The organism is Pseudomonas karstica (genome assembly GCF_009707515.1).
Lineage (GTDB): Bacteria > Pseudomonadota > Gammaproteobacteria > Pseudomonadales > Pseudomonadaceae > Aquipseudomonas > Aquipseudomonas karstica.
Window position 1 is genome coordinate 18,381 of sequence record NZ_WLYI01000009.1, and the last position, 16,375, is coordinate 34,755.

General features: G+C 53.4%; 11 protein-coding genes and 2 pseudogenes. 4 read left to right on the forward strand and 9 right to left on the reverse strand.

Going from position 1 to position 16,375, the window contains the following annotated elements; genetic code table 11:
* Positions 1-22: 22 nt before the first annotated feature.
* From hsdR to GIR22_RS08390, 4 genes are all read right to left on the reverse strand, one after another.
* Positions 23-2,389: an EcoAI/FtnUII family type I restriction enzme subunit R gene (gene hsdR, locus GIR22_RS08375; protein ID WP_154742885.1), complete on the reverse strand. Its 2,367-nt coding sequence runs from the start codon at positions 2,387-2,389 to the stop codon at positions 23-25.
* A 505-nt stretch (positions 2,390-2,894) separates the two neighbouring features.
* Positions 2,895-3,902, reverse strand: a complete 1,008-nt coding sequence (locus GIR22_RS08380) for a hypothetical protein (protein WP_246208113.1) — start codon at positions 3,900-3,902, stop codon at positions 2,895-2,897.
* Positions 3,903-4,159: 257 nt separating this feature from the next.
* Positions 4,160-4,993, reverse strand: coding sequence for a hypothetical protein (locus GIR22_RS08385; RefSeq protein WP_060768025.1), 834 nt, complete (start codon positions 4,991-4,993; stop codon positions 4,160-4,162).
* 4 nt (positions 4,994-4,997) lie between these two features.
* Positions 4,998-5,591, reverse strand: a complete 594-nt coding sequence (locus GIR22_RS08390) for a hypothetical protein (protein ID WP_246208116.1) — start codon at positions 5,589-5,591, stop codon at positions 4,998-5,000.
* Between the two features lie 1,225 nt (positions 5,592-6,816).
* Between GIR22_RS08390 and GIR22_RS08395 the strand changes: the two are divergent.
* From GIR22_RS08395 to GIR22_RS26325, 4 genes and pseudogenes are all read left to right on the forward strand, one after another.
* Positions 6,817-8,222 (forward strand): annotated as a pseudogene (locus tag GIR22_RS08395) (YfjI family protein).
* Positions 8,209-8,562 (forward strand): hypothetical protein, encoded by a 354-nt coding sequence (locus GIR22_RS08400; protein ID WP_154742887.1) that lies wholly within the window; start codon positions 8,209-8,211, stop codon positions 8,560-8,562. Before GIR22_RS08395 ends, GIR22_RS08400 begins: the two are co-directional and overlap by 14 nt.
* The gene (locus tag GIR22_RS08405; RefSeq protein WP_154742888.1) at positions 8,546-9,526 is read left to right on the forward strand and encodes an integrase domain-containing protein; all 981 of its coding nucleotides are present in this window, start codon (positions 8,546-8,548) and stop codon (positions 9,524-9,526) included. Before GIR22_RS08400 ends, GIR22_RS08405 begins: the two co-directional genes overlap by 17 nt.
* Positions 9,523-9,840, forward strand: coding sequence for a hypothetical protein (locus tag GIR22_RS26325; protein WP_246208118.1), 318 nt, complete (start codon positions 9,523-9,525; stop codon positions 9,838-9,840). The genes GIR22_RS08405 and GIR22_RS26325 overlap by 4 nt, the downstream gene beginning before the upstream one ends.
* Positions 9,841-9,955: 115 nt before the next feature.
* On the opposite strand, the gene GIR22_RS08410 is transcribed toward GIR22_RS26325, so the two are convergent.
* From GIR22_RS08410 to GIR22_RS08430, 5 genes and pseudogenes are all read right to left on the reverse strand, one after another.
* Positions 9,956-11,242, reverse strand: a complete 1,287-nt coding sequence (locus tag GIR22_RS08410) for a hypothetical protein (protein WP_154742889.1) — start codon at positions 11,240-11,242, stop codon at positions 9,956-9,958.
* Between the two features lie 214 nt (positions 11,243-11,456).
* Positions 11,457-11,694 (reverse strand): annotated as a pseudogene (locus tag GIR22_RS08415) (transposase domain-containing protein); the annotation flags it as partial.
* Between the two features lie 183 nt (positions 11,695-11,877).
* On the reverse strand, positions 11,878-13,134 hold the full coding sequence (locus tag GIR22_RS08420) for an integrase domain-containing protein (protein ID WP_154742890.1): 1,257 nt from the start codon (positions 13,132-13,134) through the stop codon (positions 11,878-11,880).
* Positions 13,135-13,398: 264 nt separating this feature from the next.
* Positions 13,399-15,072, reverse strand: coding sequence for a DUF262 domain-containing protein (locus tag GIR22_RS08425; RefSeq protein ID WP_154742891.1), 1,674 nt, complete (start codon positions 15,070-15,072; stop codon positions 13,399-13,401).
* Between the two features lie 20 nt (positions 15,073-15,092).
* Entirely contained in the window at positions 15,093-16,277 is a 1,185-nt protein-coding gene (locus GIR22_RS08430; RefSeq protein WP_154742892.1) for an Arm DNA-binding domain-containing protein, read from the reverse strand.
* Positions 16,278-16,375: the final 98 nt, after the last annotated feature.

The window sequence follows — 16,375 nt, forward strand, 5'->3', positions numbered from 1 at the left end:
GCATGTCGTCGGTGTTTAGCCGCTAGCTTGCGTAAAGTTCGTCTTCCAGCTCATGGATAGCCTTGTTGTAACCAGCTTTACCGCCAAAGGCTTTGACCAGTTCGAGGGGCGCACCGAACTGACTGAAAGGGTCGAGCTGCAGGATTTTGATGTCCTCGATATGCTCGACGCCGGTATCGGCGTATTTATCCAGCAACGCTTCCAGAACCTGGCGAGCCGCTCCGGAATACTTCGCAAAATAGTTGCGCTTCTTCACCTGCTCCGCCCGCTCGCGGCGTGATAGGGCAGGTTGATCGAAGGCGACGTGACAGATCAGATCGAACGGGTCGAGCGGCTTGCCCTGTTTCTTTTCCACCTCTTCTGCCAAGGCCTCCCACATCACGCCTTGGACGGCCATCTCCTCGATGATGACTTTCTTTTGCTCGGAGTCACTCCAGCGCCGAAGGAAGTCATCCAGGGAGGCAAACTGCTTTTGCACACAGGCGCGGGTGTAGTCGTGGAGCGATTCCGTGATCAGTCGGCCATCCGGGCCGTAATACTGCACACGCTCGGCGATGACATAAATCGGGACGTTGTCGATGACGTACTTGATGCGTTTTTTGCCCTCATCTTCGCCGGTAAAATCCAGATCATCGCCCTCGTTATCGTTGCCTGCGCTGATGCCATCTTCGTCGGCAAGCGGGTCATCCGGTGGTACGGGAGAGTCATCACCTTCTGGGGCGTAGATCACCACCGGGTCGCCGTCGAAGGCCGGGTCGGCAAACAGCTCGGTGGCCTTTTTGAAGTCCATGATGGTGAACCAGTACTTGCCGTAGTCTTCGTTGATGCGAGTGCCGCGACCGATGATTTGCTTGAACTCGGTCATCGATTTGATGTGCTGGTCGAGCACGATCAGCTTGCAGGTCTGAGCGTCGACGCCCGTGGTCATCAGCTTGCTGGTGGTGGCAATCACCGGGTAGCGCTCTTCCGGGTTGATGAAGTTGTCCAGCTCGGCCTTGCCTTCCTGGTCATCGCCGGTGATACGCATAACGTATTTGCGATTCTCAGCCACACGCTCGGGGTTGAGGTTGACCAGTGCCTGGCGCATGCGCTCAGCGTGGTTGATGTCGTCGCAGAAGACGATGGTTTTCTGAAACTGATCGGTGGCCTTGAGGAGTTCGGTAACTTTCTGCGCCACCAGTTGGGTCCGCGCCTCGATAACCAGGGTGCGGTCCATGTCCTTGAGGTTGTAGATGCGGTCTTCGATCAGCTCGCCATTCTTATCGAGCATGCCTTTGGGTGGCCGCCAGCCTTGCAGGTCTTTATCGAAGTCGATACGCACTACTTTGTAGGGGGCGAGAAAGCCGTCTTCGATGCCTTGCTTCAAGGTGTAGCTGTAAATCGGCTCACCGAAGTAAGTGATGCTGGATACTTCTTTGGTTTCCTTTGGTGTGGCGGTAAGGCCGACATGGGTGGCGCTGGAGAAGTATTCGAGGATTTCACGCCAGGCGGAATCCTCGGAGGCGCTGCCACGGTGGCATTCGTCGATCACGATCAGGTCGAAGAAGTCGCGGGAGAACTGCTTGTAGATGTTCATCTCTTCATCAGTGCCGGTGACGGCCTGATAGAGCGACAGGTAGATCTCGTAGGAGGTATCGATCTGACGTTTGGCGATTTTGGTCATCGCCTGGCCGAAAGGCTTGAAGTCGTTGTTCTTGGTCTGGTCGACCAGGATGTTGCGGTCAGCCAGGAACAGGATCCGTTTCTTCTGTTTCGATTTCCACAGCCGCCAGATGATTTGGAAGGCGGTGTAGGTCTTACCGGTGCCCGTGGCCATCACTAGTAAGATACGGTCTTGGCCACGCGCTACAGCTTCGACGGTGCGGTTGATGGCATTCATCTGGTAATAGCGCGGCATGCGCCCGGAACCGTCGTCGTAGTAGGGCGCTTCGATCTTGTGCTGGGCGGTATTATCCAGCCCCTTCCACTGGCAGTAGCGCTGCCAAAGTTCGGCAGGGCTGGGGAATTGATCAAGGGTGAGTTCGGTTTCTACCTGGCTGCCTGTGCCACTGCGGTCGTGAAACAGGAAACCATCGCCATTGCTGGAGAACACGAACGGTACGTCCAGCGCCTCTGCATAGCCCAGGGCTTGCTGCATGCCCGATCCAACGGAGTGCTTGTTGTCCTTTGCCTCGATCACCGCGATAGGCAGGTTGGCTTGGTGGTAGAGGATGAAGTCTGCGCGGCGTGCTTCTCCACGGCTGTGAAGTTTGCCCCGGACGATAATGCGGCCTTTGGTAAAGCTGACTTCCTCGCGCACCTGCTTGTGCATGTCCCACCCAGCTTGTTGAATGGCAGGGGCGATGTACTTGCTGCAGATGTCCCGCTCGGAAAGTGATTTCTTGTCCATGGCTGGCTATGTCCCTATGGCGTGCCGTGGACTTTACCAGATCGGGCTGGAGGCATGCTGCCAGTATTGGCACGCTAGGCTGAAACGCAGCGTGGTAAGCCCGGAAAGCGTACGCTTCTAATCCTTACGTGCGTCGGTTTGCTCCATCCGCGTAATTGCCGCGCGTAGAAACGGTGCCTGTCAGGTATCTGGGAATTGACGTAGACGATGCCCTTGAGATGGCAGAGCAGACCGATATCTGGCTTGGATAAGCGACGGTTGAGGTCAGGTCGTCGCTATCCGGCCCATACCGGCGTCTATCTAACAGGCGGTGAATGCAGGCACGCAGGAGTCGGCCACAAGCCTGGCTCAGCGTGTGGCCCCATAGAAATGCTGACTGTCTTATGAGCTAGCACCGGTATGCCACCCATCACTAAACATGGGGTATGAAACGAATGTGCTGGGAGCTGGTGTTTCAGCCAGAAGCGAACATCTTCAACAGGGCTATTGCTAAGGAAAAGAGGGACTACCTCGAATTCTTTGCGCTTAGCGTATGCACGTATTGGAAACCCGCTTGCTCCCAATCGCGCCAGTCTGGCGTCGTGTTAGGGAGCCAGGGAACATTGATAATTTCAACTAGCTTTTTTGTATCTTGTTCGTAAAACCCTGCCTGAACGCCTTCAGGAAGTTCTACAGCTAGCGGATAGGTATTTTTGTAGGCGCTATGATCAAGCTTCCATCCGGATTCTATCTGTTCCAAAATTTCGGTCAGCCGATTTTTCTGAACTTCGGCAATTTTCTCGATGAGTTCATCAAATGTGCAGATAAGAGGCTCGCCCTCTGAAAAATCGGAGAATCGTGCGCTAGGCCGGTCCCCCACACTCTTGTCCAGCTCGCGGCCAGTCCGGATATAGAAGTTTAGTGCTCCCAAATCGAGCACATCACCTCTCAGTTCTGCTTCACTCTCAAGCACTGCCAAAATATAAATCTGTGCCGGAAAGCCATAAGTCCAGCAGTTTGCATCTTTCAGAGGGTTCCAATAAGTTGTTTTGCTTAAGCTCCATGTTTTGGGGGCTCTAGTGGTTTTAAATTCACACGTTGTGCCCCAAGTTAGCTGAAGGTCAAACACATCACCGTGAGGTTGGCTCTCGTAGTGCTCGCGAATGCTTTTTTCGAGATCACCTTTGCGAGGATGCCAGGTGGTTAAGGTTCGCACCGTTTCGCCAACGATTTGATCAATGTTTTCAATGAGGTGTTGAACTAAGATGTACTCGATCAATACTCCGCGCAGCATAGGCACAGACATGTTCGAAAAGGCCCAACCCCAAAAACCGGAAGCTTTGTAGGGGGTTGAGATATCACCGAGTGAAAACTTAGTTGCCTCGCTGATCAAAGGATTTTTCAAAAGAAGTTCCTTAGATATGGTTTGTTGTGTAGGTAAAAAGTTGTTGTAGGAGTAATTCCATGCGGCGCCATGTGAGAACTCTGTAGTAATTTTTGCGCTAAGTTTTCTGAAAACCCAAAAACTGCCCATGTCGAGGCCAGTAGCAGACTCATAATTAACTTGCCGTGGAAGATTTTTTACCACTGCTGGCCTATATTTTGAGTGCCTCGCTGACTCCCGAGGGAGTCAGCGAGGCACTACGCGAGAAGCAGAAAGGCAGTGAATCACCAATACCGTGCGTAGGTCTAGACTCTGAAACTAACGCGATCAACTTACTCAAGCAGCCAGAGTTCGCATTGGTATGTCATACTGCACCCACCATTCGAGATTAAGGTTCCGGTAAGGTACTATCCCAATGCTTGGACAGAGTTTGCCAAACGTTTTTCTTGTCCAAATTGGGTGGTGTAGAACCGCTGCTCTATTCCATAGATGAGCATCTTTAGGTCGTTGTCCGTAGAAATGTCAAACATTCCCGAGTCTTTGTTAAATTTCAAGCTCTCGCCGCAATAGCCATCAATGTAGGAAAGCATACCTTCTTTGTCTTGCTCGGGTAACGCTGCCAACGTAGCCATAGCCAGTGCAATTCGTTTTCGGTTTGGCTTTGATACTTTGTCGGCATCAAATTCATTGCGGAGCGTAATAAATGGCTCGTCGAGGAATTGCTTAACCTCTTCTTGGGTTGCCTCTTTATAAAGCTCATCGATGCCCGGAAAAATACTGGAAATTGTCGCCAGATTTTTGAAAATCAACACGTCAAGTGCGGAGAAATATACCGCATCCGGTTGAGCATTGATCACCAACCTCAGTCGATCATCTTCAACCTCTGCCACCTCACCGAAGACAAAGGTCTTTCGGCGTAGAAACAGAGAAGGCGTGACTTTCTGAAAGTAGAAATCATCGCCCTGAAGCGCACAGATGTGAGAGATATCCGGAAATTTATCCTTAGGTAGGTCGTCGTAGTCTTTTGCATCGAAGTCCGATGTGAGAATTTCAGAGCAGTAGGCTTGCTCTGAAAACTCTTCGACCTTAAACCAGCACTCCTCGTCCAAATTATGATCGGGGTTGTAAGGAATGCACGCTGCGGGATCAATCTCCAATTTTGGGAATAGTGTGTAATCGGAAATTAACTTGAAGATTGGCTTTTTGCGCAGTTTTTTTACTTTTACTAGTACATGGTCCATATGTTCACTCTCGCTCAATAAATGTGTAATTATTTATTCTGAAGGCTTTGGCAATGGCGATATCACTGGGAACCTTGTATCTCTCGCGACTGATGAGGAATATGGAGGCCTTGGATGTCGTGGTTATATTGTAGAACTCATATCCATACAGCAAAAATAAGGGGTTGAAATATAATGCCTGTGACCTGAACGTAAAAATGAACAGGACCCCATATACAAAGAATAGTGTTTCCCAGTTGCTCACGCTGAGCGCCACGAAGAAATACCCCAGGTAGCTGGGTAAAAAGCTATTGTTCGCGTGCTCGATACTATCCACCTGCCCTTGCTTGAACTCGTCCTTTCCTAACAAAGAACTGAGGCGAAGACTCACTCCAGTGAGAAGGATCGGAACCAAAAGGTATAAGGCATAGGACACGGCATTAGGTGTTTTGTCTAACCAGGGAAGGCCAGAAAAGAAATGTGCCAGCGTAAGACCTTTTTGAACGAGATAAATGATGACCAGAAGCGGCGTAGCATTGAAGGTCAGCAATATCCTGAATATAAAGTTAAGATCAAATCGTAACCTGTCCATAGGTTCCTTAGCGTAAAGATTAGGCATCGAAATTTCAGCACCGCAGACCGGAACGATATCAAATTGCCATATTTTCGTCTAGCGTATGCTGGTTCGTCAGGTTGATCTAACATACAAGTTGGGCGAGATAGCCTTGCTGGGATTCGTGAAGCCGCCGCATCCCGACCAACAAGTTTCGATGCTTGAGGCTGTAATTGACGTTTGAAACTTTGCCTTTCCCGCTAAACCCTCCGATCCAGCGATCTTTGATCGCGCCGATCGGAGGGTTCACTTGCTTTTTCTCGAAGCTACCGCGTTCCACTTTCTCCTTTCAGATTTGATTAGCGCCGTGCCTTTGCCCCTTAGCAATTGCCCGCGATCTCTATCGAGCGCCGCGCCGTTTCAGTGTCAGAGCGGATCTTTTCGTGGGGGTATAAATGTAGGTGTGGCGACAGCGGCGACAGCGGCGACAACCCATGCGGAACGTGGCCTGGAGCGTGGCGACAAAAGTGGCGACAGTCGCCAATTTTGTTGCACTTTGGCCGTGACGCTTGACCGTATTTTCGAGCGGGTATAAAAATTGGCGCACGGATCGCTGTCGTTGACAGCACCAGCCCAGGTAGCCAGAACCTTCAAGGCTACGCCACTTGCGTGGTGGTTATCCCAAAGTGCGATTAGCATCCGGCGGCTCGCACGGTCACTCCCCAAGAGTGATGGATGCCTACTCGACTTGTCTGTCCACTGCGGCAGACGATGGACCTCCCTCGCTGCGCTGCAGCAACCTCACCTCTCGGCACATTTCGTTGCGCCAAACTGCGCCCGTCTCTTTCTGCTGGAAAGAGACGGGCGCTCGTACCACTGCTGTAAGCCACGTCGTACAGGGCATTGCCGCAACTCTCCTCGTGACAATCGGCCTGACAAATCCGATTCGTAGCCATCCGCAATGACACAGGCACGGGTGCCGCAGCCAATGGAAAGGCTGCACCTGACTGACAGTCAGGCATGCCCCAGGTGTCGATGTTGTTGCCTTCTCCCACTCAGGATCTCCAGGTGTCGAACTCGTCAGTCGGCACAGCCTCCACCCGCCCGCATCTTCGGATGCGTCTAAGGAGGCCAGATTCATGGGTTCATGCCCTTGCTCCCGGTCGTAAGGAGCCGTGCGTTCCGCGTCAGTGAACACCTCACAGGTCGCAGGGGCCTTGATCCCTGATAACACTCAACAGCTGTGGCGGGACTACGTGAGGACAACCAGCAATGAACGAGGAGAGGGCTCATGCCGCAGTTAGATCCGAAGTTTGAACTACCACGACCACCTCGACCGCTGATTGAGTCGAATCCCGTGGCCCAGCCTTATCCGGTGCAGGCACTGGTGGGATTCTTGGGCCTGCGGTGGAGCGCATGGCGGAGGTCATCGGCGTGCCCCAGGCGCTGGCCGCGCAATCGGTGTTGGCGGCCTCGGCGCTGGCCACACAAGGCCATGCGGGCTTACATCTCGACGGGCGCAGTTATCCGCTGTCGCTGTACCTGATCACCGTGGCCGCGTCAGGGGATCGCAAGACGGCGACAGATCGATTTGCCTTGCTGCCAGCACGGCAATGGGAGCGTGAGCAGTGGCAGCGTTACCGCGAACAGCTTGTACGGCACCGTGCCGCACAGCGGCAGGCGCAGCGTATCAAGCCTGGCGATCCTGAGTCCGCGAACGGAATGTCGCTCGAAGCGGAGCCCTCAGCCCCTAGGCTGATCACCACGGACCCGACTATCGAGGCCCTGATCAAGGGGCTCTGTCATGACCTGCCTAGCATGGGTTTGTTCTGTGATGAGGGTGGACAATTCCTCGGCAGCAGCACCATGAGTCGGGATAACCGTTTGAAGGCGGTCACAACCTTGTCGTCACTCTGGGACGGTAGCCCGATAGATCGCGCTCGCTCCATGGTTGGTGAAAGCTTGCGAGCCTACGACCGGCGCTTGAGCCTGCATCTGATGCTGCAACCATATTTAGCCATGCAGTTACTCAGTGACCCGTTGCTGCAAGGGCAAGGCATTCTCGGCCGCTGCCTGATGACCTGGCCCTCCAGCCTGGCAGGACAGCGCAGTTATCAGGCTGTCGACTTGTCGAAAGATGGCGCCCTAAAGCGCTATCACCATCGCCTCTCTGCCCTTTTTCATCAGCCTTGGTCACTGTCTCCTGATGGTGCTTTGCAGTTATCACCGCTAACCCTCTGTCCGTTAGCCCGCCGTCGCTGGATTGATTTGCATGATGCCATCGAAGCTCAGCTAGGTGAGTTTGGTGAGCTGGCCAGCGTACGGCCCAGCGGATCGAAGGCCGCCGATAACCTGCTGCGCGTCGCCTGCATTCTGGCAGTTGTGGAGGAGAGCAGCGTCGTGGAGGTCGACCATATCCAACGGGCCTCGGCCTTAGTTGGCTACTACCTCACCGAGATCCAGCGTCTGACTGAGCAGGAGCCAGTGTGTCGAATTAAGGAGGAGGCGGACCGGCTGCTGCGCTGGCTCCAGGTCAAAGATTGGAAGCGCTTCAGTATTCGTGAACTGAATCGCAATGGTCCCCGCTTTGCCCGTAAGAGCAGTCGCCATGCCACCAAGCTGTTAGTCGAGTTGCTTGACCATCAGTGGCTGATCACCGACGGCCACACCTTCGAGGTGCGCCATGTTCAATCTTGATGAAGCACTGCGCAACCACCTAGCTCAACGCCAAAAGGAGCCGAAAGCGCGGTTTGTCGCCGCGAGTGTCGCCACTTTGTCGCCACGCTCAAAGCCAGGCAGGACAAGGGATGTCGCCGCTGTCGCCGATGTCGCCATCCTCCGTAAAACTATCACCTCGACGACAGCCATTATCCAGTGGTTAGAAGAGGAGGGTGCGCATCTCTACGTTACCGACAACACGCTGTGTTTTCGCCCGACTGATTGGGCCCAGTTCGCTATCGTGAGTGTGCACTGGAGAGCCCTTTTGCATGATCTCGCGGCAGTCGATCAGGAGCAGGAAAATGGCTCGGTTCGGTAAGCGAGCGGTGCGTAATTTTGGCTTTGGTCGCCAGCTCAGCTATGCCGGACCGCAAGCACTGAAGGATCTATTTGGCGACGGCCATTTTGCTACCGTCAAAGCTCATAGCGATCGGTGGCAGGCTTTCGTGAATTGGTGTCGTTCCGAGGAAGGGCCGAGGCTGAATGACGCGCGACTGATCGACCGTGACATCCTCATGGGGTACGCCGCTTATGTTCGTAAGCAGGTTGATCAGGGCAGCGTCGGCATTGCCACCGCACAGAACCGACTGTCCAGCGTGAACCGAACGATGGCCGCGCTGCGCAGTGATCAGTACGTCAAAATCCCCAGTCCGAGTAAGGCGCTAGGCCTACAGCGTTCAAGCGTTCGTAGTGAGGCACCGCAAGGCCAAGACCGTGTGCAGGTCAGACTGATTGCGCAAACTCTGTCAGAGCGACAGCAATCGAGAGTGAGTGCCATTGTGTTCTTAGCTCGGGAGACCGGCATGCGGCTGCGTGAAGCGATCTTGGCGGACCTGCCACGGCTGCAACGAGAGGCTCAGCGACTGGGCAAGATCAATATCCAGGATGGCACCAAGGGGGGGCGGGCAGGTGCATCAGCGCCGCGTTGGATCGCAGTCACGGATCAAGTTCGCGATGCCCTCGATAGGGCCACGGAAGCGTCACCCAAGGGCAGTCGGAATCTGTTAGCACCTGATGAAAGCTACAAAGACTTCTCACAGGCAGTTGTTCGACCTGCTCGGGACATTCTGCATGAGCATGGATTGAAAGGCTTTCATGAGCTGCGAGCGGCTTACGCCTGTGAGCGCTATGAGCAACTGACCGGCTTCTCTGCACCCATTAATGGCGGCCGTGGTTATCGAGAGGATCGAGCACTCGATCAGCGTGCACGACAGCAGATCAGCCATGAGTTGGGGCATAACCGCATCGATGTGGTGAGTGCCTACATCGGAGGTCGGCGATGAAGGCCGAGTTCGATATGACGTTGTTTCTGAGTCCTGTGCTCAAAGGTGCGCACGCTACGCGGCAGCGGCACATCAGGCAGGCAGAAAAGATGCGAGAGGTAATTCGTGAGCGCTGGAGTTGCGCAACTCCTTGGTCCTGGAGGGACAAACACGTGAGATGGTTTCTGGAGCACTATCTGCGTTGTTCAGCACCAGGGACCGTTTACTACTACGGATTAACAGCGAGGTTAATCCGCTGCAGAAAGGCGCAACTCAGTAAGCGGACAGTGCGTCTATCTTGCGTCCTATCTAGTCGTTTGTTGCTCCAGAGCTAGACGAGGCAGCACCTTCAGCAGTCGCGATAGAACAGCTTGAGATCAGGCGAAAGATACCTGAGTAAAGCAAACGTCAGAGTACAGGCTTGCGCCTGATTCGCATGGCGGAATACGTTCACTTATAAAGACTTCGGTACAGGCATGTCCCCGTGTTTTTAATCAATAGCGGAGTGGGCGTAGGCGTTTGAGCCGCCAAAATACAGTCCAGCTTGGGAAGCACTGCGATGTCCTTGCTTACCACAGGCGCCGCCACTTTCACCTTGGCGTCAGACAACGTAATACATAGATGCGCGTAGCTACCTATCTTCTTCAAAGCGACATTTCTGTGCCGGCCAGGGCAGATCAACAATATGTCCCCAAAGCGAAACTGACGGAACGCCCTCACGCTGTACAAACCATTGGGCCCTCCGTAGGCCTCCAGCTGCCAGAGATTTTTATTAAAAACCTCCTTTGGGTAATCCTTTTCGTCCAGGACATAGCTCAGCTCGGTATTGTCCCTGATCTTGATCAGATTGCCTGCGGAATAGACCCACAAATCCAAAATTGCAGGAAGTAAAACGGCATTGGCAAAAATGCATACCAGCAGAGCAAGAGCGGCTCGACCGGTGCGCTGCAGCACGTTGCCTTCTGATAAATAGAAAGACATAACAGGCGCTAGGTAAAGACACATGATCAACAAGCAGACGCCGATCGCCCCAAGTGCTTCCCAGCCGTTCTCTCCGCCGCGCCAAGCCATGATACCTAGTTGAGCCGGAAACACTCCGCTCATTGAAGTAAAAGCGAGCAATAGACCTAGCCAGCCAAGCCGAACGGTGCGATAGCCTTTTCTACGCCAAGGTTTACGAGGCCCAGGCGAGAGCTCCAGTACTTTTTCCTTGAGTGATGCTTCTTTGCAGAGGACATGCCACGCTGCCCAAGCAGCAGCAAATGCGACAAATACGAAAAAGTAGCCAGGAGCAACGGCTATACCAAAGGTTGAACCCAGTAGATTAAGCGAGAGTAGTCCGTATCCTCCACCGACAATAAGGCTAAATCGAAATGCGAGCGTTTTTTCCAACTCCCTTCCAGGCGAGCATTGTGTAATACACATCATGAAGGCTAACGACGGCACTGATACGATAACCAGAAGCGAAGCTAGAACGAGTAAAGTAAAAAACAACCAAGCTACGAGGTTCGATGGGTTTCCCAAAGAGCTCAGAATCAATTCTGGGTGATGGATAAGCCACAAATACTTGGTTAGAAGTGAAGTTGAAATTAATGTCGCTGCCAAGGGAAGCCACCATTTGATGTCGGCAAGTAGTCCAGACAGCGCTTGCCGGTAGCTGGTAGCTCTCGATATCTCCGTTGGCGTTTCGGGTAGTGGGTTTTGCGCGGTGGTTTGCTGTTCCACTTCACCGGTCATTAGCGAAGATTCCTTCCTTGGGGATCAAATGACATTTGGTCGTTCTGGCTTTGCGAGGTGCGCAATTCTAATGGAACGAGACCTCTTGTCAAAACTCACTACCAATCGCCGGTTATGCCAGATAGTCGTACCCGTCACGCCTAGCTTTAGCGCCCTCTCAACGGTGCTGTGGCTGAAACACGCCGTAAGCGTCCGCGCATCCCGTTTTGCGTAGCTAAGCCGGTTGCCAATGATGCGGCACAAAACTCCCCGATTTCACTCGCCCGCTGCGTCGGCAGGCGAGTGAGGAGGTCCTTAAAATAAGCTTATGCATCATGCCCGTTGAACTTGGCCGACTGGATCAAACTCATTGGTGCTTCTTCCCGTTTTCCGCTGCGTAATGACCCAACGAACAACCCATTCTTGCGCCCTAGCGTCCATGGTCGTATCTGATTTTCGACGTGGTTATTGTCTGCGCAACTCGTGGTTGTCTGATAGAACTTTTAAGCGTGACCCCCTGAGTATGGGAATGCGGAGCCTTCCCATACTCAGGGGCTTGGCCGAGGGGGCGCAGGCATGTAGGAGAATTAGCGACAGTCGTCATTTCTGTTGCCATGCTCCACGACAGGGATCGCATGGATTGTCGCCGGTGATGCTCAGCGTATCGGCACCACGTTACGGTCCCTGGTTTGATTGATGGCAGATGCCGACAGGCTTCCAGTGGCTGCCTTCTGAATATGCTCACTCCACCAGGCCATCATCGGACGCCGGCGTTCGATGTAATCCGCCCTGTTGTAGGCGCTACGAACTTCGTCCTTGTCGACATGCGCCAGTGCGACCTCGATCAGTTCCGGATCCCAGCCATGCTCATTCAGGATGGTACTCGCCATCGAGCGCAAGCCGTGGCTGACCAGACGGTCCTGAAAGCCCATGCGCTTCAATGCCATGTTGGCGGTCTGGCTATTGGCATGGGTGCGGGGATTTCTATCTGAGGGGAACACGTACTCTCTGTTACCACTGAGTTGCTTGAGCGTCTCCAGTAACGAAAGTGCCTGATCGGTAAGGGGGATTGTGTGCGGCCGACGCTTTTTCATACGCTCTGGCGGAATGGTCCAAATGCGCTTGTCGAAGTCGATATCTGCCCATCGTGTGGTGGCTGCTTCGGCAGGGCGGGTCATCGTGTGCAACTGCCATTCGATCAGGCAGCGGGTCGTGCGCTTGATGCTGGCGTTCGCGATTTCCATCATGAGCTCGGGAAGCTCCTCAGGTGGAAGCGCAGCCATGTTCTCTTTCTTGGGTTTCTTGAACACCGCCCGAATTCCATTGAGGGGATTCGAGAATATCAGTCCAGAATTGACGCCGTAGGTCATGATCTCGTTGAGCCGCTGGCTCAACCTTTTCACAGTTTCGAGGCTGCCCTTGGCCTCGATTGGGCGAAGGATCTTGATGACCATTGGAGCAGTGATCTGCGAGAGCGGTGTTGTTTTCATGCTTGGGAGAACATGAAGCGTCAGTGATCGCCAGATGTCTTCGCCGTAGGCCTTGGTAACCGAGTCTTTCTTCAACTCGAACCAGGCCATGGCCACCTTCTCGAAGGTGTGCTCAGTTTCAGCGAGCTTGGCTTGCCGTACCTCATCACGTTGGGCTTTGGGATCAATACCCAGGGCGAGCAGCTCACGCGCCTCGACGGCTTTCTTTCGGGCATTGGCCAGCGAGAGGTCGGGGTACGGACCGAGGGCCATGTTGATACGGCTTCTGGTCAACGGCTCGCGATAATTGAAATTCCACATCATCGAGCCGCTGGCGCGCACTCGAAGCTGCAAGCCATCGCCGTCGCTAAGGACGAAGTCTTTACCAGTTGCCTTGACTGCCTTGAGCTGGCGATCGGAAAGGCGGGTTGCGTTAGTAGGCATGGGACTACCTCCAGCACCGTTTTGGTATCCTGAAAATAGCACCAGGTAGTATGGGATACCACCCGGGATACCAAAACGCCTGGAACTCAGAGAGGCTCCAAAGCCCCCAAAAGCCCTAAAACCCCCGTAATCATTGGGTTTCAGGCACAAAAAAAGACGTCCTTGGACGTCTTTAGATGATGAAGTGGTGGAGCCGGGGGGATTTGAACCCGCATCCAACCTACGTAGTCCGTGGCTTGCAGCCTAGTAGCTGGCATAAAGCTGTCATTTGAGTGTCCAGACCTTGACAGCAATTTTGGCCATCTCGCGCTGTCGTTGCTCAATGGCATCCATATCCCACTGATCCAACTCCGCGATTTGGCTGGTCAGCTTGAATGGTGAGTCCCGGAAAACTTCTCGTTTTTCTTCAAAGGCCTCGTTGCCAAATGTGCTGTTTGACTTAGAGGACATAATCGCTAGATTCCCCAGGCGTTTTTGATATGCACGTGCGTCTTCAGAATCCCAATCTGTGAGCCATTCAGATGAAGGCGTCTGGGGCAATATGTGCTCCAGATTAACCTTTTGGACGTCCTCGTTCGGTACCAGTTCGCCCGTCGATCCTGGTAGCCCTAACTCCAGTGTTCTGAGGTAATACCGTGCGAGAGCAGGTTTCGAGATAGAGGCGATAGAGAAAGCCTGCTCGAATGTTGCGTCTGATGGAAGGTTGGAAAATGCAGCTATGATTTCTTTAATAGATGTGAGCTTTCCTTCAGTGACCCCTTTGGCGGCTTCGCCATAAACTCGCTCAAGAGTGCCGCTGCCCGTGCCGCCTACGATTTGATAACGAACCGCAACGGCAACCAGCCGCTTAAATGTCTCGCCTATTTTCTGCTGTGAGAATTTTTCCATCACAGCTAAAAGCAACGGCCGGACCTGTGTCATGCCTAGTACGTTGAATGCTGCTACAGATTCCTTGGTGCCTTGCTGTCCTCGCCACAATTCATGATCAGTATTCAAAAGCGCAGCGTAATTTCGAGCTGCGTTACACAGTTCTGTCGAAAAGCCGAGAGCAAGCTTTTTGCTTGTTATCTTTCTTTTTATCACTCCGAACAGTTCTTTTTCTCGAATCAAGCCATATTTTGACATGGCAAAATGACGAAGGTAAGTTACAACTAGCGGGTCATCAGATGCGCTTTCCAACGTCGCCACCATTGTTAGCCAGCGATCTTTGGTATCGGCGATCTTATCGCCCGACCGGTGAAATAGATAATTTTTAAGCAAGTCGGAAATCGCAAGTTCAAGACCCCGGTCGTTGAGGGTCTCAAAAATTATGAACGCGTTAGTGTCGTCTGGGGCCTGAACTACGATTATTTTTAGATTGGTTTCTAGATAATCCAGCCACTCATGCAGAGTTTCCTCGGAGTCATGCGCTTCTTGGCATAATTTGTCCACGAAATCTGTCAAGTAACTTGATGCTTTCAGGAGCCTTTTATGAGACTGGCGCTGATATTTCTTCAGGTCAATAGCGCCGCGATCATCAATTAGTTCTTGGTAAAGTTCATCGTCGACCTCGTTGAGTATTAATCGTGGTTCGCGCTCCTTTGTCTTCCTATCAACGCTTGCCAAAAAATCGTTGCGGATTGACGTTTCGGCCTCCGTATCACCTTCTGATCGGAACCGATCTCGGATTGCAGAAATTAGCAGGCTCACTGTTGTCAGCCGCTGCTGTCCATCCACTACTTCAAATCTTCTGTCGATCGGTCCTGTGGCAACGATCGATCCGAGGAAATACTCACGTTCTTTGGACTTGATTGCGTCACTGACGTCCATTACCAAGGCTTCAACATGTTCAACTTCCCAAGCGTAAGAGCGCTGGTACGCCGGAACCCGGAACCGTTTGGTTTTAAGTGCGTTACTAGTGCCGTCGAGGTGAATGCTAATTTCTTGTACAGTTGACATGGTTTCTATCCATGAAATGCTCATTGGGAAGCCCTTTGGGACGAAATCTCGTCTGCGAGGCCGGCGGCGAAGATGGCCTCCGCCTTGGTCCCTGCCAGCTTATCTGCTTGTGGTATCCATTTGCCATACACTCGGGCAATCATGGTCCAATCGCTGTGTCCCATTTGCTTGGCCACCCACATTGGATGCTCACCCGCAGACAGCATCATTGACGCGTAGGTGTGGCGAGTCTGATAGGGGCGCCTGTACCTGACGCCAGCCTTCTTCATCGCCGGCACCCACATCGTTTTTCGGATCGGCCCATCGCCCGTCCAGCGCTCAAGCGTGCGCGGGTTCTGGAAAACTTCTGCATCTGCCAAGAAGGTGAGGGCTTTTTGAGCTTTCAATGCCTCCAATGCAGGCCTGAGCAGTTTCACGCTTCGGCGACCTGCGGCCGTCTTCGTAGTCTCCGCTTTACCCTTGCCGGCCTGGGTCATCGCTCGACTAACCATGGCCTCTTCGCGCAGCCAATCGATATCGCCCCAGTCCAGCGCTACCAGTTCGCTGGTACGCAGACCGGTCCATAGGGCGAACTGCATCATGTTGCGAGCCTGGCCGGAGAGGGCGGCCAGCACTGCCTGTTGCTCCTCTGGACTGAACGGGTCGACGTCATCCTCTTTCGGCGGTGCCGCCTTCCGCGAGTAGGTCCAGCCGGCTAAAGGGTTCAGTTCGATCAACTCTTCCTCAGTCGCGTCATTGAGTGCAGATCGCAGGCAGCTTTGAATGTTGCTTAGCGTCTTGTTGCTCACCTCCAAGGTGTCGAGCCAGTCCCGCACCGCTTTTCGCTTCAGGTCGACCATCATTGTGTCGCCCAGAGCGGGGATCAGGCGCAGGGTGACCAGCTTCCGGTATCCATCGAAGGTACTGCTGGCGACGTGCTTTTCCTTGGCGGCTAGCCACCTGGTCAAGAATCCATTGACCGTTTCGCGGGATGCCTCAGGCGCAAACTTCGCCGCCCGGGCAGATCCCGGAAAGGTTACCGCGTAGTCAAAGGTTCCGATCGAAATCGCGTGCTCGATCGCGGCTTTATGCTGCTCGGCCTTCTTCAGATTAGTGGCGGTGGGCTTGAGCGTGATCCGCTCACGGCACCTGACGCCCCGATACATGAACGTGATTTCGATACTCGTATCGGAGACTGCCCGAACTCCCCTCCCGCCTCTACCCATGATTCATATCCCTCTACATCGAGAAGCGTCCGGCCATCCGGCGCCTTGATCCATATCTCACCGAGCCGCCAGATGCCGTCACGAATCTTTGAGCGGAT

Excerpts from the sequence above, each read along its gene's own strand:
- hsdR (WP_154742885.1), bottom strand. The coding sequence starts at position 2,389 with ATGGACAAGAAATCACTTTCCGAGCGGGACATCTGCAGCAAGTACATC.
- GIR22_RS08380 (WP_246208113.1), bottom strand. The coding sequence starts at position 3,902 with ATGGGCAGTTTTTGGGTTTTCAGAAAACTTAGCGCAAAAATTACTACA.
- GIR22_RS08385 (WP_060768025.1), bottom strand. The coding sequence starts at position 4,993 with ATGGACCATGTACTAGTAAAAGTAAAAAAACTGCGCAAAAAGCCAATC.
- GIR22_RS08390 (WP_246208116.1), bottom strand. The coding sequence starts at position 5,591 with ATGCCTAATCTTTACGCTAAGGAACCTATGGACAGGTTACGATTTGAT.
- GIR22_RS08400 (WP_154742887.1), top strand. The coding sequence starts at position 8,209 with ATGTTCAATCTTGATGAAGCACTGCGCAACCACCTAGCTCAACGCCAA.
- GIR22_RS08405 (WP_154742888.1), top strand. The coding sequence starts at position 8,546 with ATGGCTCGGTTCGGTAAGCGAGCGGTGCGTAATTTTGGCTTTGGTCGC.
- GIR22_RS26325 (WP_246208118.1), top strand. The coding sequence starts at position 9,523 with ATGAAGGCCGAGTTCGATATGACGTTGTTTCTGAGTCCTGTGCTCAAA.
- GIR22_RS08410 (WP_154742889.1), bottom strand. The coding sequence starts at position 11,242 with ATGACCGGTGAAGTGGAACAGCAAACCACCGCGCAAAACCCACTACCC.
- GIR22_RS08420 (WP_154742890.1), bottom strand. The coding sequence starts at position 13,134 with ATGCCTACTAACGCAACCCGCCTTTCCGATCGCCAGCTCAAGGCAGTC.
- GIR22_RS08425 (WP_154742891.1), bottom strand. The coding sequence starts at position 15,072 with ATGTCAACTGTACAAGAAATTAGCATTCACCTCGACGGCACTAGTAAC.
- GIR22_RS08430 (WP_154742892.1), bottom strand. The coding sequence starts at position 16,277 with ATGGGTAGAGGCGGGAGGGGAGTTCGGGCAGTCTCCGATACGAGTATC.